Origin of the sequence: Longicatena sp. 210702-DFI.1.196, from assembly GCF_020563125.1 — a bacterium.
In the GTDB taxonomy this organism is placed as follows: domain Bacteria; phylum Bacillota_I; class Bacilli_A; order Erysipelotrichales; family Erysipelotrichaceae; genus Longicatena; species Longicatena caecimuris.
In genome coordinates this window covers 1-21,848 of sequence record NZ_JAJCPX010000043.1, presented here as the reverse complement: position 1 = coordinate 21,848, position 21,848 = coordinate 1, and the positions used below count along the sequence as shown (strand labels likewise).

The following is a 21,848-nucleotide window of genomic DNA, read 5'->3' as shown; positions in this document are numbered from 1 at the left end:
CCCACAATAATTTAGAGCCTTTTTTCGCTCAACCCCACGTTAATTTAGAGCCCCTTTTTATGTGATTAGAGAACAACGCACAATACTAGCAATAGAAATCAAAATAAGCGAACTATATCATTCCAGGTTGCTAGCACCATGATACCAACGATCATTAATAAACCAGCCATCATGATAACCGACTGCATACGCTCACTCAATTTTTTCCCTATCAGTGTCTCGATCAGAATGATGAATATACGTCCACCATCTAAAATGGGAATCGGAATCAAATTGACAATACCTACATTTACTGATAATAAAGCAATTAAGGCTAAGGTTGATAATAAACCATCCTGTGTTGTCTGTGCCGTAATCTGGAAGATTCCGACCGGACCACTCAGATTATTTAAACCGACGCCACGAACAAGCTTTCCCAAGGAATCCATAATACTGGTAACAGAGCTAACCATCCGCTGCGTTCCATATGGAATAGCTTCCCAGAAAGAAATTTCTTTAGCGGCACTTTGCGGATAGCCAATACCTAAAATATATAAGTTTTCATCTTTATGAAAGGCGGCTGTTCCTTGTAGGGTTACCTGCTTTCCATCCCGTAGGACGGTATAGGTAATTTCTCCTGGATAATATTGCAAAAACTCCATGATTTCACGTGTAGAATCAGGTGTTAATGTTTCCTTTTTACTTTTGTTTTCTAAACGGATGATTTCATCCCCTACGTGAAAACCGGCTTTCTGTGCAGGTGAATTTTCTACAACACTTGCCACGATTGGCTTTGGCGGTACACTTACACTACCCTGACATGCAGTGATACCGATAAAGATCAGCCATGCCAACAAAACATTCATAAAGGCTCCGGCAGCCATCACGATGACCTGTTTCCAAGGCTTAATTCCATTTAAGGTTCGCTCAAAAGGAATATCTAATTCATCTTTTTCATCACTTTCTTCATCTTCTCCAGCCATGGCCACAAACCCACCGATAGGCAAAGCACGAATAGACCAAGCAGTTTCTCCTTTCTGCTTCTGCCACAGCAAAGGACCCATACCAATCGAAAATTCTTTACAATATACACCAAACTTCTTAGCCGCTAGCAAATGTCCAAACTCATGAACAATGACAATTGCGCCTAGAATTAATACAAACCACAATAAATTTACAATACCACTCATTCCATAGCCCCTTTCCACATATCTTTTACAAACCGTCTGGCGGCTGCATCACTTTCTATAATATCTTGCAATGTTGGTTCAGCAATAAAACGTACACCTTCCACTGCCTTAATTACGGATGTTTCAATATCCAAAAAGGCAATTTTCTTATTTAAGAAAAGACGAACGGCCTCTTCATCTGCAGCATTCATAATAGCACCAAGATTCCCACCTTTTTTGCCTACTTCAAATGCCAATTTTAATAAAGGATATCGTTCCATGCTTGCCGGTTCAAAATGCAAGGTAGCAAATTTGCCAAAATCGAATGGTTCATCATTATACATCTTCAAACGTTGCGGATAAGAAAGGGCATATTGAATTGGCAGACGCATATCCGCTGTTCCTATTTGCGCAATAATTGCATGATCCTGAAACTGAACCATTGAATGAATGGCACTTTCGCGATGAATGAGTACATCGATTTTTTCATAAGGGATATCAAACAAATAATGTGCTTCTATCACTTCAAAGCCTTTATTCATCATGGTAGCAGAATCAATCGTGATTCTTCCACCCATATTCCAGTTTGGATGATGCAAAGCTGCTTCTACACTGACGTCTTGCAACTGCTCACGCGTCAGATCACGGAAACTGCCTCCACTAGCAGTGATGATCAACTTATCAATACTATCATGTGTATTGCCTTGTAAACATTGGAAAATGGCAGAATGTTCTGAGTCAATCGGATATAGAGGAACCTGATGTTTCGCTAATGCCGCTTTCACTAGCGGTCCTCCTGCTACCAAGCTTTCTTTATTCGCCAATGCGATAACCTTATGATTTGCGATTGCTGTTAAAGCCGGCAACAATCCACGAAAACCAACTACAGCATCCACAAAAATATCATATTCTGCTAAACCGGCTAACGCTTGCAGACCTTCATCGCCGCTGTACCATTGTTTATCTGGATATTCTAGTCGTAAGACTTCTTTTACTTGTTCATCTGCTACACAAACATGTTGAATCGATGGTATCTTCGCTAACAGCATTTTTAATTTCTCGATATTTTTACCGACGCTTACCGCCACAATGGAAAATTCATCCTTGTGATGCAATACGACATCTATCGTTTGGGAACCAATGGAACCACTTGCTCCTAATAAAACAATTCTCTTCATAATGTTAACACCACCAGTATTAAGTCAAAACAAATAAAATTAAAGACCAAGGAATCTACTCTATCTAATACACCGCCATGCCCTGGTAACAAATCAGAAAAATCCTTAATCCCAAAATTACGCTTGATCGCGCTGAAAGCTAAATCACCGATTTGTCCGGTAATCGTCAATATCAAACTCGCTGCTAAGATTTGTGGCAAAGTCATCGTATCAATTAAAAAGTATGCGAGGGCAAAAGATAAGGCAGCCCCCAATAACCATCCCCCAAAGGCACCTTCCCAAGTCTTTTTAGGAGAGATACGAGGGTTCATTTTATGCTTCCCTAAAAATCTACCACAGAAATATGCACCGGTATCACAGCCATAAGTGGCGACAATGATATACCAGACATATAACGGGTTGCGATCGTATATATGCAAAAAACCTCTAGCAATTATAAAGAAAAAAGTTATATAGGCGATACATAAAAATCCATCTTTCGCATGAAAGCGTTCAGTAAAAACAGGAAGGGATAAAAAGCAAAGGACAAAGATTCCTAACAAAGGAAATAATAAGGCATCTTTTTTGATAAACGTTAATGCAAATACACAGGCGATTGCCAAAGGTTTTATCAGCAAGGGCCATGTTTCGTCCTTCTGCTCACGTAGTGCCATCAATTCCAAACCACCCGCAACAATGATAAATGATAATAAGGCATATAATAATACACCACCAAACACCAAAGGAGGAATGACACAAGCGATGATAAGAAAAGCTGTTATGATTCGCGTTTTCATACTCATAAACCTCCAAAGCGGCGATTGCGATGTGTATATTCATCAATCGCTTCTACTAGACAGTCACGGTCAAAATCCGGCCACGTAACTGGTGTGAAAATCAATTCGGCATAAGCTAGTTGCCATAACAGAAAATTAGATATGCGAAGTTCCCCACTTGTACGAATCATTAGATCAAGTTCTGGCATACCTTCACTCATCATATAATGACCAAACGCTTCTTCATCAATTGCGGCATCAGCTATACCACGTACTACATCAGCCGCATAACGTTGTGCCGCCAAGGTGATTTCTCTTCTTCCGCCATAATTTACGGCAAGACATAAAATAAGTCCGGTATTATCTTTTGTTTGTTCCACTGCCGTAGTAATAACAGAACGTGTCTCGTTAGGAAAACGCTCAATTTCACCTAAAAAGGTAACGCGAATATTGTTTTTCTTTAACTCTGCTAAATAGCGTTGAAAGAAAAGTTTAGGCAGTTTGCAAAGATATTCTACTTCACTCTCTGGACGTTTCCAATTTTCTGTAGAAAATGCATAGCAAGTTAATGCTTTTACCCCTAACTCATTACATGCTATCGCGATTTTTCTTATATTCTCCGCCCCCTGCTTATGGCCAGCAGTTCGCGGTAACCCTCTTTTTTTCGCCCATCGGCCGTTTCCGTCCATGATGATGGCAATATGCTGCGGGATGATTCTTCCTTCCATGTCCAGCAACCTCCTATAACTACATTGTATAATTTAACTCTGATATTATATCATAAAAGATAGAAACATTGTATCTATGCGCAGCATTTCATCTAAAAAAGTGTCGAAAACTGCATCTTTTCTTTCAATCTGCAAACAGTCATAAACGGATAATTTCGGATTATTTAATTGTCGCGTTTTCTTATTAAATCACTGAACTTCAAATAATCACAATGTTTGTTTACACTTATACATGAAAAAAAGGAAAGCTATCCGCTCTCCCCTTCGTTACAATTAAACCTTCATAATTTCTTTTTCTTTTTCACTGACTTCTTTTTCAATTTTCTTAGCAAATTCATCTGTTAATCTCTGTACTTTTTCCTGCATTCTCTTCGCATCATCTTCTGTTAATTCTTTATCTTTTTTGACTGCATCATTCGCTTCACGACGTACATTACGAACAGCAATCTTTGCTTCTTCTCCCATCTTATCTGCTTCTTTTGATAGTTGTTTACGACGTTCTTCAGTCAATGCTGGCACATTCAAACGAATGACCTCACCATCACTTTGAGGCACCAATCCGGTGTCACTTGTCGCAATTGCACGTTCAATATCTTTTAAAGTAGAACGATCATAAGGTTTGATCATTAATTGACGTCCTTCTACGACCTTAATACTAGCAACCTGATTGATAGGTGTTTCACTTCCATAATATTCAAAATGTACATGTTCTAACAAAGATGCGTTTGCTACTCCTGTGCGAATCGTTTTTAAATTTTCGTCAAGCTTCTCTACTGCTTTCTCCATTTTGTGTTTCGTTACATCTAACAGTTCCATAGTTTCGTGTCCTTTCTTTTTATCTATGATCTTTTGAAATTACTGTACCCGTAATGTCTCCACGAACAGCTTTCAAAATATTTCCGCTTTCATTCATATTAAATACTACCAGATCAATATCATTATCCATACACATACTGGTAGCTGTAGTATCCATGACCTGCAATCCTTCCTGAATCAGATCCATATAAGTTAAAGCATCATATTTAACAGCCTCAGGATGTGTTTTAGGATCCGCATTGTATACTCCATCTACACCGTTTTTGGCCATCAAAATGACATCAGCACCGATTTCACTGGCACGCAATGCAGCCGTTGTATCGGTAGAAAAATAAGGGTTTCCTGTACCTGCGCCAAAAATTACGATGCGGCCTTTTTCCAAGTGACGTAATGCACGACGCACAATAAATGGTTCTGCCACTTTTTGCATCTCAATAGCCGTTTGCACACGCGTAGGCACGCCTTCTTGTTCCAACGCACTCTGAACAGCCAATGCATTTATGACCGTCGCAAGCATTCCCATATAATCCGCCTGTACACGCTCAATTCCCATCGTTTCTGCCATTTTACCGCGAATGAAGTTTCCACCGCCAACAACAATGGCTAAATCCACACCAAGCTCATGAATTTCTTTCAATTCTTTTGCCAACGCTTTTAAAATTTGTGGATCAAATGAATTACCAGGTGAAGATAAAGCCTCACCGCTTAATTTCAATAATACTCTTTTGTACATGTCTACTTCCACCTTTACTTTTGTCGTTTTTTTAACTCTCCACTGTATATTATAAAGAAAAGATTTACAAAAAGGAAGAGCTATTCTCCTTTTTTTCATTTTTCTTTGGATACTTACAGACAAGACTATCATCTTACTGAATAAACTGAAAACCAATCCTCATTTGCGAGCACAGTAAGATCCAACTATATTCCATATCTATGGTAATTGTGTCTACATATCGTCATTCTTTTTTAAGGATATCCCCTTAAAAAAAGAGAAGTCCAATGACCTCTCCCTATCGTTAATTATCCACCAAATGCCTGGCTCATTACTTCTTCAGCAAAATTATCCTGGCGTTTTTCAATACCTTCACCAACTGCATAACGTACGAAGCTTACAACGTCACAGCCATTTTCTTTCAGGTACTGTGCAACCTTCATGTTTGGATCCAAGAAGAATTCCTGTTCTACCAAGCACAGATCTTTCAAGTTCTTGCTGATCTTACCTTCAATGATACCAGCCAATACTTTTTCTGGTTTGTTAGCCAATTTTTCATCGTTTTTAACGATTTCAGTCTGTACTTTTCTTTCATGTTCTACAACTTCTGCAGGCATTTCATCACGGTTTACATACTGTGGAGCCATACTTGCAATCTGCATAGCGATGTTTTTAGCAACAGCTTCATCAGCTTTACCCTTTAAGGTAACAAGTGCAGAAATCTTTCCGCCCATGTGCATATAGCAACCGAAGAATTCATCATCTGCTTTTTCAACTACTGCGATACGACGTAAAGAAATCTTTTCACCAATCGTAGCTGTTGCTGTCGTTACAGCATCCGCAACAGTGCCTTCACTTGCAGCACATGCTAAAGCAGCATCTAAATCAGTAGGTTTGTTTTCAATTAACACACCCTGGATTTCATCCAACAGACCTAAGAACTTTTCATTCTTAGCAACAAAGTCTGTTTCAGAGTTTACTTCAAATACAACACCGGTATTTCCATTGACAGCTGCACGAGTCAAACCTTCCGCAGCGATGCGGTCATTTTTCTTAGCAGCCTTAGCAATACCTTTTTCACGCAGCCAGTCGATAGATTTTTCCATATCTCCATCACACGCTGTCAATGCTTTTTTACAATCCATCATACCTGCGCCTGTTCTTTCACGCAGTTCTTTTACCATTGATGCAGTAATCATTTTTTCATTTCCTCCTTTTCGTGATTATTCAGCAGTATTAGTTTCTGCTGGTTTTGCTTCTGTTGCAGGTTTTGCTTCAGTAGCTGGTTTTACGTTTTCACGTTTCTGATAAGGAGCTCTGCCTCCACGTCCACCATTGCGGTTACGATCGAAATTGTTACGACGGTTACGACGTTCTTCATTTCTCTGACGACGACGTCTTTCATTTTCAGCAATCTGCTCTTCAACATTGATGATAACATCTTTCATTGTTACATCTTCTTCGTTTTCATCAACACTGTGTGCTACGCTTAACAATCCGCCTTTTGCTTCTACGATTGCATCTGCCATCAATGTTGTGATCAATTTTACAGAACGGATAGCATCATCATTTGATGCGATTGGGTAATCTACCATTTCTGGATCACAGTTAGTATCTACCATAGCGAATACAGGGATACCTAATTTCTTAGCTTCTGCAACAGCATTGTGTTCTTCCTTAGGATCGATAACAAACAATGCGTTAGGCAGTTTCTTCATTTCCTTGATACCACCTAAGAAGTTTTCCAAACGTGCTTTCTGTTTCTTAACCTGTGCGATTTCTTTCTTAGGATACAGATCTAAAGTTCCGTTTGCTTCCATTTCTTCGATTTCTACTAAACGTTTTACACGTTTCTGGATTGTACGATAGTTTGTTAATAAACCACCTAACCATCTCTGGTTTACGAAGAAACTTCCAGAACGTAATGCTTCTTCTACAACTACAGCCTGTGCCTGTTTCTTTGTACCTACAAATAATACCTTACCGCCTTTTTCAGCGATTTCTCTCATTGCAGCATACGCAGTGTCCAGCTGTTCTAATGTTTTTTCTAAGTTGATGATGTATACACCATTTCTGCTTGCGTAGATGTTTGGTTTCATTTTTGGATTCCATCTACGTGTCTGATGACCAAAATGTACACCAGATTCCAATAATTTTCTCATTGATACTACTGACATGAAAATATCCTCACTTTCCGTTTTTATCCTCCATCACTTCAAACTGCAGCAACTTATCATTGACGCTTACTTAACGCATCTAAAGCACGGGCTGCGGAATCCATGATGTGTGTTGTATGCGAACTTCGTCGCACCGTTGTTTATTATAACATAGAAAAGCCCTAATTCAAGGGCTTTTTTTATTTTTTTACAGAAATTGGCGCCATTGTTTGCTTCACCATTCATAAATATGATCTTACTATGTGTTTTCTTTGCCGGCACGAGGATGTGCATGTTCATATGCACTTTTTAAGCGATCCTGTGTCACATGGACATAGATTTGTGTCGTAGATAAGGAAGCATGTCCCAACAATTCTTGCACAACACGCAAATCAGCTCCATTATCCAATAAGTGTGTGGCAAAGCTATGACGAAACATATGCGGATGAATATGCAGATGCAGATGGCACTTTTTAGCAGCCAATTCCATGCGATATTGCACACCGCGACTTGTTAATGGCTTGCCCTTCTGATTCACAAAGACATATTCATGTTGCAACGTATTCACCCATTTTGGGCGTACATGTTCAATATAATCAACGAGACGTTCTTTTGCCAGATCATAGAAAGGAACCAAGCGTTGTTTATCTCCTTTGCCAACGATATGTAAGATATTATCATGGAAATCAATATCGGATAAGCGTAGATTTACTGCCTCACTGACACGCAAGCCACTGGCATACATCAATTCAAATAATGCACGATCACGAACATCTACCGCTTCATGCAAATCAAACGATGCTAGAAATAATGCAATTTCATCATAAAATAGAAATTCCGGGATCCTGCGTGTTTGCTTGGGTGCTTTGAAATATAAGAACGGATTGTTTTGCACCCCAACATACTCATTCAAGTAACGATAATAGGAACGCAATGAACTTAGCTTACGGGCAACCGTGGCATTTTTCATCGTTCCCTGTCGGCCATCTCGCTCACGCAGATGACTCACATAATTCATCACGATGATGCGATCTACATCATCTAAGCTCATGATATTCTCACTTTTTAGAAAATCCAGAAATTCTGTAATATCACGCTGATACGCATCCTTGGTATGTGCACTCCCGCTATTGACCGTATCTAAATAGTCTAAAAACCGCGTCAGATAAGATTCCATCAGTCAAACAATTCCCGATAGCTGTCAATAACTGCCAATGCTTGTTTGCCAAAGGCTTCTTTACGATCTTTTTTCTTCACCTTGGCTTCTAGCTGCATGATGCCAAAATTCGCATTCATCGGTTGGAAATACTTTGCGGATGCATGCGTAATATAATTGACCATAGAGCCAATTACGCAGGTGCTTGGCAAGGTAACAACTGCCTTTCCTCTGATCAGATTTGCCATGTTTAAGCCCGCCAACAATCCACTGGCAGCACTTTCTACATAGCCCTCCACGCCAGTCAATTGCCCGGCAAAAAACAAATCATCCCGCGTTATATGCTGATAGGTAGGACGCAACACCTTTGGGGCACACAAATATGAATTGCGATGCATGACACCATAACGCACGATGGACACGTGTTCCAATCCCGGTATCATGGATAAGATACGTTTTTGTTCGCCCCATTTTAAATGTGTTTGAAAACCAACGACATTATACAAGCTGGCAATCGCGTTATCCTGTCGTAACTGGACCACTGCATAAGGCAAACTACCATCCGGCTTTTCTAAACCGACAGGCTTCATCGGTCCAAAAAGCAACGTTTTCTCGCCACGGCGTGCCATTTCTTCAAACGGCATACAACCTTCAAAGAAGGTTTTATCAAAATCATGCAGTTCCGCTGTTTCCGCATGTAATAAAGCATCATAAAAAGCGTCAAATTCTTCTTTGTTCATCGGACAATTAATATAGGCAGCTTCTCCTTTATCATAACGTGATTTTACATAAGCCTTGGAAAAATCAATGGATTCTTTTTCAATGATAGGAGCTGCCGCATCATAGAAATGGAAATAATCCTCATGGGTCATTTCCTGAATTGCCTTACTTAGAGCATCACTTGTCAATGGTCCACTGGCAATAATCACCGGACCTTCAGGAATCTTCGTTATCTCTTCACGAACAACCTCCACCAAAGGGTGTTCACTTAAAATTTTAGTGATTGTTTCGCTGAAAGAGGTACGATCCACGGCCAAGGCACTACCAGCCGGTACACGGTGAGCATCCGCTGCCTTCATGATCAATGAATCCAAATGCCGCATTTCTTCTTTTAAAATACCAACTGCATTTTGTAAAGAATCACTGCGCAAAGAGTTTGAGCAAACAAGTTCTGCAAACTGATCACTGTGATGGGCATCACTGGATTTTAACGGACGCATCTCTACTAATTTCACAGGGATCCCACGTTTGATCAACTGCCAGCAGGCTTCACAGCCCGCCAATCCGGCACCGATTATGGTTACTTGTTTCATTCTGCTTCCACCTCTGTCGCTTTCTTCTTAACTGTTTTTTTCACGACTTTTTTAGCCGTTTTCTTTGGTGCTGCCTTTTTCTTGTCAGTTGTTTCCTCATCACTCTTTTTCTTTTTTGGCTCTTTTTTGATATACCGGCATTTAGGATAATTGCTGCAGCCGATGAAGGTTGTGCCAAAGCGTGATTTACGCTGTACAAGTTCATGACCACATTCCGGACACATTTCACCGGTTGGTACAGGTTCCTCCTTTGGCTTATTGCTTTTAATATATTTACAATCCGGGTAATTGCTACATGCCAAGAAAGAACCATAGCGTCCTTTCTTCATGACCATCTTACTACCACATTTTGGACAGACTTCTTCACTTTCGGTATTTTCCTCTTCATTTTCACTTTTCGTGTAACGACAAGTAGGAAAATTAATACAGGATACAAATTTCCCATAACGTCCGATACGATACACCAATTCGCTGCCACATTCCGGACAAGTTTCACCGGTACGTTCCAGCTCCTTTTTCTCCATATGCTCATAAGCATTTTCCAGTAATGGTTCAAATTCATTATAGAATGTTCGCACTTCTTCGATGTTGTTACGTTTTCCTGCTGCGATTTCATCTAAGTGATGTTCCATGCCTGCCGTATACGAAACATTGATGATGTCCTTGAAGAATTCTTGCAATTTGGCATCCGTCAATTCCCCTTGTTCACTAGGGATAAAGACTTTGGTCTTACTGCCTTCACTTGGGCGTTCTAATGATACATAACCTCTAGCTTGCAATGTATCAATAATAATAGCATACGTTGAAGGACGACCTATGCCCTTTTCTTCCATTTCTTTGATCAAGCGAGCTTCACTATAACGTAAAGGTGGTTCTGTGAAATGCTGCTTGCCTTCCAATTCCACATCCTTTAATTGTTCCTGTTCTTGCAATGGTGGCAACATCTCATCTTTTACTGTTTCATAATCGTGATATACTTTCAAATAACCATCAAATGTCAGAATCGAACCATTGGCACTAAACTCACAGCCATTTGAAACAATTTGCGCATTCACGACATCACTTTTGCTCGGTGCCATTAAAGAAGCCAGCGTTCGTGCATAAATCAGCTTATACAATTTGTACTGATCATTTGTTAAATATGGTTTCACTTTTTCCGGTGTATTGAAAACACTGGTAGGACGAATAGCCTCATGCGCATCCTGTGCATTTTCATTATTTTTCTGGCGTGCACGACCTTTATACTCCTTACCATAAACTTCTTCAATATATGATTCAGCATCTTTCACGAACACGTCTGATAAACGCGTAGAATCTGTACGCATATAAGAGATAAGACCTTCACTCACCCCATCTGCTAAGGGCAGACCTTCATAAAGCTTTTGGGCAATCTGCATCGTCTTTTTTGCTCCGAAATTTAACTTTGTGCTGGCCTCCTGTTGTAACGTCGAAGTGATAAAAGGCATTCTTGCTTCTTTTTTACGAACCTTTTTTTCAATAGCGGACACAACAAAAGCAGCACAGCGTTCAATGATAGCATCTACATCTGCCTGTGTTTTTAATTCTGCCTTTTTGCCATCCACTTTATTCAGACTGGCACTGAATTGTTTGCCATTTTTTTCGATATTTGCTGCTAACGTCCAATATTCTTCGCTCTTAAAAGCGCGAATTTCATTTTCGCGTTCAACGATCAAACGCAAAGCAACAGACTGTACTCGTCCTGCTGACTTTGATTTTATTTTACTTTGTAATAACTTTGATAACTTAAAACCGATGATCCGATCCAGCATGCGTCTTGTTTCCTGACTTTTCACCAAATCCTGATCAATCGTACGGGGATGTTGAAATGCTTCTGTTACAGCATTTTTCGTAATTTCATGAAAGATGATACGATTTTCTTCTTCCATATCTAGTTCTAATACATTTGCCAAATGCCAAGCAATTGCCTCACCCTCACGGTCAGGGTCACTTGCTAGAAAGACATGTTCACTTTTTTTGGCAAGATCTTTTAATTCTTTTACGACTGCACGTTTATCAGAGCTTATCTTATACGTAGGTTCAAAGTCATGCTCCACATCAATGCCTAAGCCACCTTTACCTGTTGTCGCAAGATCACGTATATGTCCCTTGGAAGAAACGACATGATAGTCGCCACCAAGATATTTTTCTATGGTTTTCGATTTGGAAGGGGATTCCACGATTACTAAATTTTTCATTTTTAGCCTCCTAGCCTAAACTACACGTCTTTTATTATTTGTTTTTTTTTAGCATTTGTCAAACATTTTATGCTAAATCATGCGAATATCTTGTTCATCTACTAAAATCATTGCACCTTGTGCAATTAACGTATTGCTTCCTTTTCCTTCTCGTTGATCCATCGGATGTGGTACACAATAAATTGGTATATCCAGCGAAAGCGCCTCATTAACAGTTAGCATTGTGCCACTTCGCATCCCTGCTTCCACAACGATAACAGCATCACTCAAGGCCGCAATTAAGCGATTGCGCCAAGGAAAATGATAGGGCTTTGGCGGTGTATGGGGTGGATATTCACTTAGGACCAATTGCTTTTTGGCCATGATTTGTTGAATATCGGCATTAACTTTCGGATAATACACATCCAATCCACACCCCATTATACCGATTGTATGCTGAGCAAGAGCTTCGCGATGTGCAATGCCATCGATTCCCTTGGCAAGCCCGCTCACAATGCAATAGCGCAATGCTAAGATTTTGGTGATTTGTGCGCACATCTTACTTCCATAAGCGGTTGGCTGACGGCTGCCTATGACAGCCACACTTCGCTGTTCACATAAAGCAAGATTACCTTCATAAAACAAAATCCACGGTGGACATTGCAGCCTTCTAAATTTGCAAGGATATGTAGGATCGACAATTGTAACATAGGTACATGAACATGCTGGTAAATTCCATGCTTTATTTTCCTTAATGGCTTCGCGCATCTTATACCAATCCCCTTTATACTGTATCGCATAAGCTAAAATTTGTTCTCGATATTGCATCATTTGAACCTCCTTACTTTTATATACGACACAGATAGGTCTTTTTCGTAAAAGTGCTTTATTTTATCAAATAATATAAAAAGAGCCCTATTTTCATAAGGCTCCCATGCAACATAGTTTATAAGATTGCTGTACGTTCTTCATAAGAATCAGCACGCAACATTAGCAACATGCTTATCAATAACAACAAGATAGCAATTACATTAAACAACAAAGCGCTAGTATGCAGATGTTCAACAAATTCGGCCATGATCTTCATGCATGCTCCAGCTATACCGAAGATGTGTCCGGCATGCAGTTCAAATCGTATGGATACATGTTTTTTCGCATATTGCTTGCGTTGTAGCAAATATACAGCAACAACAAGTGATATACAGACAACATCACTCAAAAGCTGATAAGATTTCCCAAACGCGTAGCTTTGTGGGTACAAAACATACAAGAGCTGAAAGATTGTTGCTATCCAAAAGCTACACGCTATGGCAATTCCCGTTTTGCGATATTTCATGTCCTCTTCCTCAGGACAAATTAATTTTTCTTTTTCAAATCTGGCAGAAAGTCTTTTTCTGCATCGTCAATCAGAATTTCACGAGCACTTGTCAACAATGAGGCCATATTCTGTAATTCACTAGGTACAACGATCTTCGTAGCCTTGCCATCTGCCATTTTTTCATAGGTTTCCAAGCCTTTTAAGCTTAAATATTCCTTGGTTGGATTCGCTGTCTTGATCATTTCAATACCACGTGCCTGTGCCTCATAAATACGTTCCATTGCCTGTGCCTGACCTTCTGCTTCAGCAATCATCGCTTCTTTCTTAGCTGTTGCGCGTAAAATGACTGCTTCTTTTTCACCTTCAGCTGTTAAAATAGCACTTTTCTTTTCACCTTCCGCACGTAAGATGGACTCACGACGTTCACGTTCTGCACGCATCTGTTTTTCCATCGCTTCTTGGATATCGCGCGGTGGGATGATATTTTTTACTTCCACTCGGTTGACTTTAATTCCCCAAGGATCGGTTGCTTCATCCAAAATTGAACGCATTTTCGTATTGATGATATCACGTGATGTCAAAGTTTCATCCAATTCAAGATCACCAATGATATTACGTAATGTTGTAGCAGTTAAATTTTCAATAGCCGTAATTGGTCCGACAACTCCATAAGTATAAAGTTTAGGATCGGTAATCTGAAAATAAACAACCGTATCAATTTGCATTGTTACATTATCCTTTGTGATAACCGGCTGTGGAGCAAAATCTTTCACAACCTCTTTTAACGTTACCTTATTAGCTACACGATCAACAAAAGGTACTAAAAAATGTACACCGGTATTCCAAGTTGTATGATATGCACCTAAACGTTCAATTACAAAAGCCTTTGCTTGTGGAACAATACGCACCAAATAGGCAAACAGCCCAATGACAATCAATGCCACTACTACTAAAATAATAATTGTAAAAATATTCATCATTTACCCTTCTTTCTTTTTTATGTTAAACCGCTTTACGAACAAGCAGTTTAGCACCTTCGATTGCAATTACTTTCACTCTTGCAGCTTTTTCAATTGGTGTACCATCTACACTTATGGCATGCCATAAGGAGCCATTCACCTTTACTTCTCCCCATTCATCTGCCATGATCGGTTTTACCACAACACCAAATTCACCAATGCAGCGATCCGCATTTGTGGCAATTGTATTCCCACGTAAATAACGGGATGCAATTGGTCTTACCACAAGCATACTGACAATAGAAACAATAGCAAAGCCGGCTATTTGTACCCATATAGGAAGATTTAACAGACTAAGCAAAACAGCAATGATACCGCCAACGGCGAACCAGATAGAAACCAAGGCTGTCGGTGTGATTAATTCTACTACCAGTGCCGCAATACTGATGCCAATCCAGATTACTACCATGTTTTCTTCACCCCTCATTCTTGTTGATCAGGTCTTTTAAATCTGCTATCAACATATTTTCTTTTTCATCAAAGCGAGCATTGACTTTTAAACCATCCATCTTCTGATGCGTCAGTAATGCGATTTCCTCCATGATTGCCTTGTTTGTGATTCGGGCATAACCTTTACCCAGTGATATTTTATGCAATTGATCCATTTCTACTAAATGCAAATCTATTTCGCGCTTACTTACCGGACGTATTCCCAATTGACTGTTTTCCGCATCAATACCAATCATGCACCATCGCACATCTTCAAAGTAACCGGCTGCGCTACTATTCAGCGTGATATTACTGGGATATAACGTCAAAATCAGCGTATATACATTACCTTTGACCCATGTAAACATCCTGACACCACCTTTCTTATTCATATTATATTATTTTTCTTATTTTTTTGCAACCACTATTCTTACTTTTCTTATTTTTCTTATAATACAAACAATTTACTCACAGTGTTCTCAAAACTTCTCATCCTAGGTGATGTTCTAATGCAATCGTCTAATGCGATTCTATGCTAATCTTAGTAAAAAAGAAGCAGGCACATACTGCTTCCTTATCTGCTAAAGATCAAATACCAATTGTTGCATAGCCGCAACCGGACCATAACTTTTTCGATAGATATCGTTAATCACTCCATAAGTATGCATTGCCTCAAGATGCCCTTTCGTAGGATATCCTTTATGCTTTGCAAAACCATATTGTGGATACTGTTTATCATACGCGCACATAATACAATCCCTTGTGACTTTTGCCAAAATACTGGCAGCCGCAATACTAACACTTTTCTGATCTCCCTTTACTAAAGATATGACATCCAATGACGCATTGGGCAAGGGCATGGCATCTGTCAAAACACCATCAGCATCATGAAAGCTGTTCGATAATTCCAGCATCGCCAACTGTGTTGCTCGATAAATATTTTGTTCATCGATTATTTGAGGAGAAACAATCTTAATATGATATTCACTAGCCAATTGAATGATTTCTTGAAACAAGGCCTTGCGTTTCTTCTCACTGAGTTTTTTTGAATCATAAATACTTTCATGCGAAAAACCAACAGGAAAGCTGACTGCTGCTACAACCAATGGTCCAGCAATAGGACCACGTCCAGCTTCATCAATACCAATGATTTTCTTTTTACCTTCTTTCCACCAAGCTATTTCATAAGCATTCTCACACTGCATCCGGAACCTCCCAGCTAATTGGACCAAGCTTATCATCACGCAATTCACGCAAAAACGTTTCAATGGTGCGCTTTTCATCGATTTCATGATTACGCATGTAGCCACGCTTTTGCGCAATTCGATTTAACATTTCATAAGGGTCTGAGCACAATGCGATATCATAACGTTTCGTTAATGCTTGCGCATGATGCTGCAACAGATAGCGCATAGCCCAAGCTGCAATTTCCTCTAAAGGCAATATTTCATCTCGGATAGCACCGGTGATGGCCAACAAGATACCAACACGTTCATCTTCAAACTTCGGCCATAAAACACCTGGTGTATCTAATAATTCCAAATCTTTATTGATTTTTGACCATTGCAGTGATTTCGTAACACCCGGGCGATCTCCGGTAACAGCAATTTTTTTCTTTGAAATCTTATTGATAAATGTAGATTTTCCTACATTGGGAACACCAACCACCATAGCACGCATCGCACGCGGTTTCATGCCCCTTCGTATCATACGCTCAATTTTCGCCTGCATCAGTGTCTGTACAGCTTTTACGATCTTTGGCGTAATATTTTCAGTTATGATATCCAAAGCTAAGACCATTGTGGACGCATTGCTCAAAGTCTGAATCCATGCCTTTGTAATAGCCGCGTCAGCCTTATCTTTTTTAGAAAGAATGATGAGTCTTGGCTTTTGCTGAATCAATTCTTCAATCATCGGATTCTTGGAAGCATTAGGAATACGGGCATCTCTTAATTCAATAACCAAATCCACCATCTTCATCTTATCTTGCATTTCACGTTTTGCTTTGGTCATATGACCCGGAAACCATTGTATTCTTATCTTATCATTTTCCATAATTTACATACCTCGCTTGTTCAAAAGGATAATAGACAAACATGCCTTTCGCAAGTATTTGACTTCGCTTAAAAGGCCCCACACTCTCTGAGCGTGAATCCAAAGAATTAACGCGGTTATCACCAACCAGCAAATATTCATCTGCTTTTAATGTATGCTTAGGATAATCTGCTGTAAACATACCTTTTTCTTTCTCAATACGTTTTCTATACGTGTTGTCTAAAAAGGGTTCTTTAACCTCTAAATCATTGATAAACAGTTTGTTACCTTTATATTCTACAGTTTCATTGGGCAAACCGATAACACGCTTCACCCATAAATCATCATCAGATGCATGTTTTACTACAACGATATCAAACCGTTTGATATCGCTTAAATAAGATGCTGCAACATTGATAAAAACCTGTTCCCCATCCTTTAAGGTCGGATACATAGATTCCCCCACGATTGTCTTACCTCGCAACACAAAGGTAAACATCAATAAGACGATCAGCATACAGACGGCAAACATTCTCACAGTATCTATAACTTGATAAAATCTATCCCATTTTGTTTTTTTCTTTTGCATGAACTCACCTACTTTGGTATATGTATCTTATGAAAAGGGAAAATGACCAACGCATCCTTTCCTTTGATCTGGCTGCGTTTAAAAGGTCCAAAGTCACGCGAATCACGTGAATTGATCCGATTGTCTCCCATTAGCCAATACTCATCTTCCTGTAAACACACTTCGGTAAAATCTTCCGTAAATGCATCGACAGTATCACGTATGGCATTTGCCCATTCATTATCTAAATACGGCTCATCTAATGCCTTATCATTCACATATACTTTATCATCTTTACAAGATATGCGATCCCCCGGTAAACCAATTACGCGTTTAATGATCATGCGATGCATCTGCTTATTCTCATAAGCTATAACGATATCCCCACGCTCTATTTCTTGAAATTTTGCACTGAACGCATTGCTTAGCGCAAAGTCGCCTTCTTCAATCGTAGGAAACATGCTTTGTCCACTGACGTGAATTGGTCTTACAGCAAAATTAATGGTAAGGTATACAAGCACGAAGCATGCCAAAAAAATCTTCAATAACGATAGAAGATTACTGCCGATAACTCTTCCCAGAGTCTCGTCACGTTCTTGTCTGTGTTTGCTGTTCACAGATTTGTGCATTGCGACTCCTCCACAATCTATAAAAGAAAAAGCCGGAACATATCCCGACTTTTCTCATTCTTAACGAATTTCTTTAATACGAGCAGCTTTACCTGAACGTCCGCGAAGATAATATAATTTATTTCTTCTAACCTTACCGTGACGGACAACTTCAATCTTCTCAACAATTGGAGAGTGGATTGGGAAAGTTCTTTCTACCCCAATCTGGTTAGAAATCTTACGAACTGTAAATGTTTCAGCGATTCCTCCACCCTGACGTGCGATTACCAGACCTTCAAAAACCTGGATACGTGATTTGTCGCCTTCTTTAATCTTAACGTGTACACGAACGGTACTACCAGATTTAAAGAAAGGGATGTCTTTCTTCAATTGAGATTTTGTTACTTCATTAACTAACTGTAAATTCATACTCTCGGCGCTCCTTTTCTACAATATATTTACGTTGGGCTCATAAACAATTAAGACGTCCAGCGGAACCTCGTTTGCCAATAGGCTTATTGATTATAGCACACTTTCGTTTCTCTTGTAAATAGGAATTTGTAAAATTTTACAGTCATTCATGAAGACACTGCTCTTTGGAAAGTTCGGGTTCTTTCCCTTATAATCATACCATTTTTCATGCCCATCTGAAAAGAAATTACATAAATTTCGCAAATTCTTTATATTTCTTAAGATTTATCATTTTTTGTATGCAAATCTTCCTTTGCTTCTTTTCGCACTTCTTCCATCAATTCTTGTTCTTCTTTAGTAAAAACACGTGTAGCCAACAAATCCGGACGGCGCTCCAGCGTTTTCTTTAAAGACTGTTTTAGCCGCCAGCGTCGGATATTCGCATGATGGCCACTCAGCAATACCTCTGGCACCCGCTGCCCTTCAAATTCAATCGGACGCGTATATTGTGGATATTCTAAAAGACCATTTTCAAAAGAATCATCCGCATGACTATCTTCTAAAATCACACCATCCAGCAAGCGAATGATGGCATCGCTCATCACCATTGCTGCAGGTTCACCACCTGTTAAGACAAAATCCCCTAAAGAAAGTTCTAAATCGACATACGAGCGAATGCGTTCATCAAAACCCTCATAATGTCCACAAAGAAAAATCAAATGATCATATGTTTTCACAAAATGATGTGCTGTTGCTTGCGTAAAAGTCTCTCCTTGCGGTGATAACATCACCACATAGGAAGATGGCGTACGAATATCCTTCAGGCAATCAGCAATCGGCTGACAAGATAAAACCATTCCCTGTCCACCACCACATGGGGTATCATCAACATGGTTATGCTTATCTTTCGTATAAGCGCGAAAATCAATCGTTTCAAAGGTAACCAATTCACGTTCAATTGCCCGTTTAATGATAGAGGTTGTAACAAAACTGTCAAAAAATTCAGGAAACAATGTCATGACTGTAATCTTCATAATAACCCATCCATCAGCTTAATCACAATGCATTTCTCTTCACGCTTAAATTCCTGCACAAATGCTTTTACATATGGAACTAAAAATTCGCGTTCTTCATTGCGAACACGCAAGATGGCATTGGCACTAGTTTCTAACACCTCGATTACATCTCCTAAATATCTTCCCTCTTCATCCAATACTTGACAATCTTGTAATTCAAAGAAATACGCCTCATCTTCTTCTAATGCATGCAGTTGTTCCTCGCTGATAGAAAGAAGACTGCCTTTCCATGCCTCAACCTGATTGATATCATCATATCCTGCAAACTTCACAATCAACAACTGTTTCGCCCATTTTGCATACTCCACGCAGACATCAAGAAGCTGTTGCTGATATTGAATATGAATATGTTTTCCTTTCGCAAAACGGATATCGACAAAATCCGTTGTAGGTTTCACTTTAACTTCGCCACGTAAACCATGTGTATTTACCAGTATTCCTATGTTGATTTCGTTCATATGATCCTCCTGAAAAAAGGATGCTTTCCTGCATCCTAATAAGATTCGAATTTAATTGTAACTCGTTTATCTTCTTTTCTTGATGCCACAGACATCATCTGACGAATTGAAGATGCCATGCTACCGCGTCTTCCGATCAATCTGGCTACATCTTCACTGTTTGCATATACATACAATAAGATTTCATTTTCATCCAATGTATCCATTTTCTTCACAGAAACACTCGCTTTATCTTCAACCATCGGTGTTACAAGATCCAATAACACTTTTTCGTAATCAATCATACTTACTTAGCGTTTTTTTCTTCGTGCAGACGTTTCATGATGCCCTGTTTAGACAGAATGTTACGTACTGTATCAGAAGGCTGTGCTCCATCTTTCAGCCATTTTACAGCTAATTCTTCATTTACTGTGATAGATGCTGGATTGGTTGTTGGATTGTAAGTACCGATTGTTTCAATGATACGTCCATCTCTAGGTGAACGAGAGTCAGCAGCTACTATTCTGTAGAAAGGTTTTCTTTTAGAACCCATTCTTTTTAATCTTAATTTTACCATGTATTTTTCCTCCTATATTGCGTTATGCTTGTTTATTGTACCATATTTTTATAAGGTGTCAAGTATTTTTCCTTTACACCTTTTATTTTTTATACATGTTTCATTCGTTCAACAATAAAATATTGCTTTTAGCCAAAAAGCTATATCCTGGATTGGTATTTATAAGATTCGCATAGCATCTTCTTCCCCTTCCATAAACGCAAGACAGCTTTCCATTGAGTGATAGACCATATCGCGATTAGAATCATCTGTCAGAAATGCCATATGTGGAGATAAGATTACATTAGGATAACTATTTAAAAGCAACATTTCTCGTGAAGGCAACACTCTTCCCTTTTGTTTTTGATAATAAATACCTGTTTCCCCTTCTACCACATCGAAAGCAGCTCCTTGAATCTTACCCTTTTCAATGCCTTTTATCAGAGCTTCATTATCAATCAAAGCGCCTCGCGCCGTATTAATCAAAATCACACCATCTTTCATCATAGCGATACGTTCTTGATTAATGATATGATAAGTTTCCTCATGCAATGGCAGATGCAGTGTGATGATGTCACTTTTTTTCAACAAAGTTGCTAAATCGCAAAACTGCGCATACGGAAGTAGTTCTGGTTTTATATGTCGATTATAAGCCAAAATATCACATTCAAAACCTGCCAAATGACGTATCAGCGTCGTGCCGATATTGCCGCAACCGATGACCCCTACTATCTTCCCCTTTAAATTTCTGCCTTGTACAGATTCAAAGGAATAATCTTGCAATTCCGTGCTCTTCATAATAAGTTTCATTTTTCTAAGCGTCATCAGAATCAGCATAATTGTATAATCGGCAACACTTTCCGGGGCATAATTGGCATTCCCTATTCCCATACCTACTTTTTTAGCAGCTGCCAAATCAATATGATCATAACCTATCGTACGTGTTGAAATGAAACGCACACCCTTACGATGAAAGGATTCAATAAGGGCCGCATCACAAGGTGTCGATAAGATGCTGATACATGGATAACCACATGCCAAATGAGCATTTTCTAAGGTTGGACGTTTACTGCATGCAGCATACGCAATTCCATATCGTTTTGCACATTCTTCAAAATATACACGTTCTTCTTCTCGAAAACCATAAACAAACACTTTCATGAGACATCCTCCTTATAAGAAAGAGGCTGTAACGAAATAGACTGAATTGACAAGTCTATGAGGTTACACCTCTT

At 39.3% G+C, this 21,848-nt stretch carries 26 protein-coding genes; all 26 read right to left on the bottom strand.

Annotated elements, in window-relative coordinates; genetic code table 11:
- Positions 1-98: 98 nt before the first annotated feature.
- The 26 genes from rseP to LI241_RS13680 all read right to left on the bottom strand — a co-directional run bounded on the left by rseP (position 99) and on the right by LI241_RS13680 (position 21,774).
- Entirely contained in the window at positions 99-1,169 is a 1,071-nt protein-coding gene (gene rseP / locus LI241_RS13805) for an RIP metalloprotease RseP (protein WP_008688639.1), read from the bottom strand.
- The gene (dxr, locus tag LI241_RS13800; RefSeq protein ID WP_008688640.1) at positions 1,166-2,326 is read right to left on the bottom strand and encodes a 1-deoxy-D-xylulose-5-phosphate reductoisomerase; all 1,161 of its coding nucleotides are present in this window, start codon (positions 2,324-2,326) and stop codon (positions 1,166-1,168) included. Before dxr ends, rseP begins: the two co-directional genes overlap by 4 nt.
- Positions 2,323-3,102, bottom strand: coding sequence for a phosphatidate cytidylyltransferase (locus LI241_RS13795; protein ID WP_008688641.1), 780 nt, complete (start codon positions 3,100-3,102; stop codon positions 2,323-2,325). The genes dxr and LI241_RS13795 overlap by 4 nt, the downstream gene beginning before the upstream one ends.
- A gap of 2 nt (positions 3,103-3,104) precedes the next feature.
- Positions 3,105-3,809, bottom strand: a complete 705-nt coding sequence (locus LI241_RS13790; RefSeq protein WP_008688642.1) for an isoprenyl transferase — start codon at positions 3,807-3,809, stop codon at positions 3,105-3,107.
- 273 nt (positions 3,810-4,082) lie between these two features.
- A complete protein-coding gene (gene frr, locus LI241_RS13785) occupies positions 4,083-4,625 on the bottom strand; it encodes a ribosome recycling factor (protein WP_008688643.1) in 543 nt (180 codons plus the stop codon).
- A gap of 19 nt (positions 4,626-4,644) precedes the next feature.
- Positions 4,645-5,358, bottom strand: a complete 714-nt coding sequence (gene pyrH, locus LI241_RS13780) for a UMP kinase (RefSeq protein WP_008688644.1) — start codon at positions 5,356-5,358, stop codon at positions 4,645-4,647.
- 287 nt (positions 5,359-5,645) lie between these two features.
- Positions 5,646-6,536 (bottom strand): translation elongation factor Ts, encoded by an 891-nt coding sequence (gene tsf, locus LI241_RS13775; RefSeq protein ID WP_008688645.1) that lies wholly within the window; start codon positions 6,534-6,536, stop codon positions 5,646-5,648.
- Positions 6,537-6,560: 24 nt separating this feature from the next.
- On the bottom strand, positions 6,561-7,514 hold the full coding sequence (gene rpsB, locus LI241_RS13770; protein ID WP_008688646.1) for a 30S ribosomal protein S2: 954 nt from the start codon (positions 7,512-7,514) through the stop codon (positions 6,561-6,563).
- Positions 7,515-7,752: 238 nt separating this feature from the next.
- Positions 7,753-8,670, bottom strand: a complete 918-nt coding sequence (xerA, locus tag LI241_RS13765) for a site-specific tyrosine recombinase/integron integrase (RefSeq protein ID WP_008688647.1) — start codon at positions 8,668-8,670, stop codon at positions 7,753-7,755.
- Positions 8,670-9,962 (bottom strand): methylenetetrahydrofolate--tRNA-(uracil(54)-C(5))-methyltransferase (FADH(2)-oxidizing) TrmFO, encoded by a 1,293-nt coding sequence (trmFO, locus tag LI241_RS13760; protein WP_008688649.1) that lies wholly within the window; start codon positions 9,960-9,962, stop codon positions 8,670-8,672. Before trmFO ends, xerA begins: the two co-directional genes overlap by 1 nt.
- Positions 9,959-12,178: a type I DNA topoisomerase gene (gene topA / locus LI241_RS13755; RefSeq protein ID WP_008688650.1), complete on the bottom strand. Its 2,220-nt coding sequence runs from the start codon at positions 12,176-12,178 to the stop codon at positions 9,959-9,961. Before topA ends, trmFO begins: the two co-directional genes overlap by 4 nt.
- Before the next feature lie 72 nt (positions 12,179-12,250).
- Positions 12,251-12,988 (bottom strand): DNA-processing protein DprA, encoded by a 738-nt coding sequence (gene dprA / locus LI241_RS13750; RefSeq protein WP_008688652.1) that lies wholly within the window; start codon positions 12,986-12,988, stop codon positions 12,251-12,253.
- A gap of 115 nt (positions 12,989-13,103) precedes the next feature.
- On the bottom strand, positions 13,104-13,493 hold the full coding sequence (locus LI241_RS13745; RefSeq protein ID WP_008688654.1) for a hypothetical protein: 390 nt from the start codon (positions 13,491-13,493) through the stop codon (positions 13,104-13,106).
- A gap of 20 nt (positions 13,494-13,513) precedes the next feature.
- The gene (locus LI241_RS13740) at positions 13,514-14,452 is read right to left on the bottom strand and encodes an SPFH domain-containing protein (protein ID WP_008688657.1); all 939 of its coding nucleotides are present in this window, start codon (positions 14,450-14,452) and stop codon (positions 13,514-13,516) included.
- 25 nt (positions 14,453-14,477) lie between these two features.
- On the bottom strand, positions 14,478-14,903 hold the full coding sequence (locus LI241_RS13735; RefSeq protein ID WP_008688659.1) for an NfeD family protein: 426 nt from the start codon (positions 14,901-14,903) through the stop codon (positions 14,478-14,480).
- 7 nt (positions 14,904-14,910) lie between these two features.
- A complete protein-coding gene (locus LI241_RS13730) occupies positions 14,911-15,291 on the bottom strand; it encodes a hypothetical protein (RefSeq protein WP_008688660.1) in 381 nt (126 codons plus the stop codon).
- 213 nt (positions 15,292-15,504) lie between these two features.
- Complete coding sequence (locus tag LI241_RS13725; protein ID WP_008688661.1) at positions 15,505-16,128, bottom strand: ribonuclease HII; 624 nt, start codon at positions 16,126-16,128, stop codon at positions 15,505-15,507.
- Positions 16,118-16,978, bottom strand: coding sequence for a ribosome biogenesis GTPase YlqF (gene ylqF / locus LI241_RS13720; RefSeq protein WP_008688662.1), 861 nt, complete (start codon positions 16,976-16,978; stop codon positions 16,118-16,120). Before ylqF ends, LI241_RS13725 begins: the two co-directional genes overlap by 11 nt.
- Positions 16,968-17,546 (bottom strand): signal peptidase I, encoded by a 579-nt coding sequence (gene lepB / locus LI241_RS13715; RefSeq protein ID WP_008688663.1) that lies wholly within the window; start codon positions 17,544-17,546, stop codon positions 16,968-16,970. Before lepB (LI241_RS13715) ends, ylqF begins: the two co-directional genes overlap by 11 nt.
- An 8-nt stretch (positions 17,547-17,554) precedes the next feature.
- Positions 17,555-18,154, bottom strand: coding sequence for a signal peptidase I (gene lepB, locus LI241_RS13710; RefSeq protein ID WP_008688664.1), 600 nt, complete (start codon positions 18,152-18,154; stop codon positions 17,555-17,557).
- Between the two features lie 60 nt (positions 18,155-18,214).
- On the bottom strand, positions 18,215-18,562 hold the full coding sequence (gene rplS, locus LI241_RS13705; protein ID WP_008688665.1) for a 50S ribosomal protein L19: 348 nt from the start codon (positions 18,560-18,562) through the stop codon (positions 18,215-18,217).
- Positions 18,563-18,822: 260 nt separating this feature from the next.
- Positions 18,823-19,578, bottom strand: coding sequence for a tRNA (guanosine(37)-N1)-methyltransferase TrmD (trmD, locus tag LI241_RS13700; RefSeq protein WP_008688668.1), 756 nt, complete (start codon positions 19,576-19,578; stop codon positions 18,823-18,825).
- A complete protein-coding gene (rimM, locus tag LI241_RS13695) occupies positions 19,575-20,078 on the bottom strand; it encodes a ribosome maturation factor RimM (protein ID WP_008688670.1) in 504 nt (167 codons plus the stop codon). Before rimM ends, trmD begins: the two co-directional genes overlap by 4 nt.
- A gap of 35 nt (positions 20,079-20,113) precedes the next feature.
- Entirely contained in the window at positions 20,114-20,362 is a 249-nt protein-coding gene (locus LI241_RS13690) for a KH domain-containing protein (RefSeq protein WP_008688671.1), read from the bottom strand.
- A gap of 2 nt (positions 20,363-20,364) precedes the next feature.
- Entirely contained in the window at positions 20,365-20,634 is a 270-nt protein-coding gene (gene rpsP / locus LI241_RS13685; RefSeq protein WP_008688673.1) for a 30S ribosomal protein S16, read from the bottom strand.
- Between the two features lie 159 nt (positions 20,635-20,793).
- Positions 20,794-21,774, bottom strand: coding sequence for a D-isomer specific 2-hydroxyacid dehydrogenase family protein (locus LI241_RS13680; protein WP_017144644.1), 981 nt, complete (start codon positions 21,772-21,774; stop codon positions 20,794-20,796).
- Positions 21,775-21,848 lie beyond the last annotated feature (74 nt).

Coding starts and splice junctions, on each gene's coding strand:
- tsf (WP_008688645.1), bottom strand. CDS start 6,536: ATGATTACTGCATCAATGGTAAAAGAACTGCGTGAAAGAACAGGCGCA.
- LI241_RS13725 (WP_008688661.1), bottom strand. CDS start 16,128: ATGCAGTGTGAGAATGCTTATGAAATAGCTTGGTGGAAAGAAGGTAAA.
- LI241_RS13740 (WP_008688657.1), bottom strand. CDS start 14,452: ATGAATATTTTTACAATTATTATTTTAGTAGTAGTGGCATTGATTGTC.
- topA (WP_008688650.1), bottom strand. CDS start 12,178: ATGAAAAATTTAGTAATCGTGGAATCCCCTTCCAAATCGAAAACCATA.
- ylqF (WP_008688662.1), bottom strand. CDS start 16,978: ATGGAAAATGATAAGATAAGAATACAATGGTTTCCGGGTCATATGACC.
- LI241_RS13690 (WP_008688671.1), bottom strand. CDS start 20,362: ATGATTGATTACGAAAAAGTGTTATTGGATCTTGTAACACCGATGGTT.
- rpsP (WP_008688673.1), bottom strand. CDS start 20,634: ATGGTAAAATTAAGATTAAAAAGAATGGGTTCTAAAAGAAAACCTTTC.
- LI241_RS13680 (WP_017144644.1), bottom strand. CDS start 21,774: ATGAAAGTGTTTGTTTATGGTTTTCGAGAAGAAGAACGTGTATATTTT.
- rplS (WP_008688665.1), bottom strand. CDS start 18,562: ATGAATTTACAGTTAGTTAATGAAGTAACAAAATCTCAATTGAAGAAA.
- LI241_RS13790 (WP_008688642.1), bottom strand. CDS start 3,809: ATGGAAGGAAGAATCATCCCGCAGCATATTGCCATCATCATGGACGGA.
- trmFO (WP_008688649.1), bottom strand. CDS start 9,962: ATGAAACAAGTAACCATAATCGGTGCCGGATTGGCGGGCTGTGAAGCC.
- dxr (WP_008688640.1), bottom strand. CDS start 2,326: ATGAAGAGAATTGTTTTATTAGGAGCAAGTGGTTCCATTGGTTCCCAA.
- lepB (WP_008688663.1), bottom strand. CDS start 17,546: ATGCAAAAGAAAAAAACAAAATGGGATAGATTTTATCAAGTTATAGAT.
- LI241_RS13745 (WP_008688654.1), bottom strand. CDS start 13,493: ATGAAATATCGCAAAACGGGAATTGCCATAGCGTGTAGCTTTTGGATA.
- rpsB (WP_008688646.1), bottom strand. CDS start 7,514: ATGTCAGTAGTATCAATGAGAAAATTATTGGAATCTGGTGTACATTTT.
- pyrH (WP_008688644.1), bottom strand. CDS start 5,358: ATGTACAAAAGAGTATTATTGAAATTAAGCGGTGAGGCTTTATCTTCA.
- rseP (WP_008688639.1), bottom strand. CDS start 1,169: ATGAGTGGTATTGTAAATTTATTGTGGTTTGTATTAATTCTAGGCGCA.
- LI241_RS13795 (WP_008688641.1), bottom strand. CDS start 3,102: ATGAAAACGCGAATCATAACAGCTTTTCTTATCATCGCTTGTGTCATT.
- LI241_RS13735 (WP_008688659.1), bottom strand. CDS start 14,903: ATGGTAGTAATCTGGATTGGCATCAGTATTGCGGCACTGGTAGTAGAA.
- frr (WP_008688643.1), bottom strand. CDS start 4,625: ATGGAACTGTTAGATGTAACGAAACACAAAATGGAGAAAGCAGTAGAG.
- dprA (WP_008688652.1), bottom strand. CDS start 12,988: ATGATGCAATATCGAGAACAAATTTTAGCTTATGCGATACAGTATAAA.
- trmD (WP_008688668.1), bottom strand. CDS start 19,578: ATGAAGATTACAGTCATGACATTGTTTCCTGAATTTTTTGACAGTTTT.
- rimM (WP_008688670.1), bottom strand. CDS start 20,078: ATGAACGAAATCAACATAGGAATACTGGTAAATACACATGGTTTACGT.
- xerA (WP_008688647.1), bottom strand. CDS start 8,670: ATGGAATCTTATCTGACGCGGTTTTTAGACTATTTAGATACGGTCAAT.
- LI241_RS13730 (WP_008688660.1), bottom strand. CDS start 15,291: ATGTTTACATGGGTCAAAGGTAATGTATATACGCTGATTTTGACGTTA.
- lepB (WP_008688664.1), bottom strand. CDS start 18,154: ATGCACAAATCTGTGAACAGCAAACACAGACAAGAACGTGACGAGACT.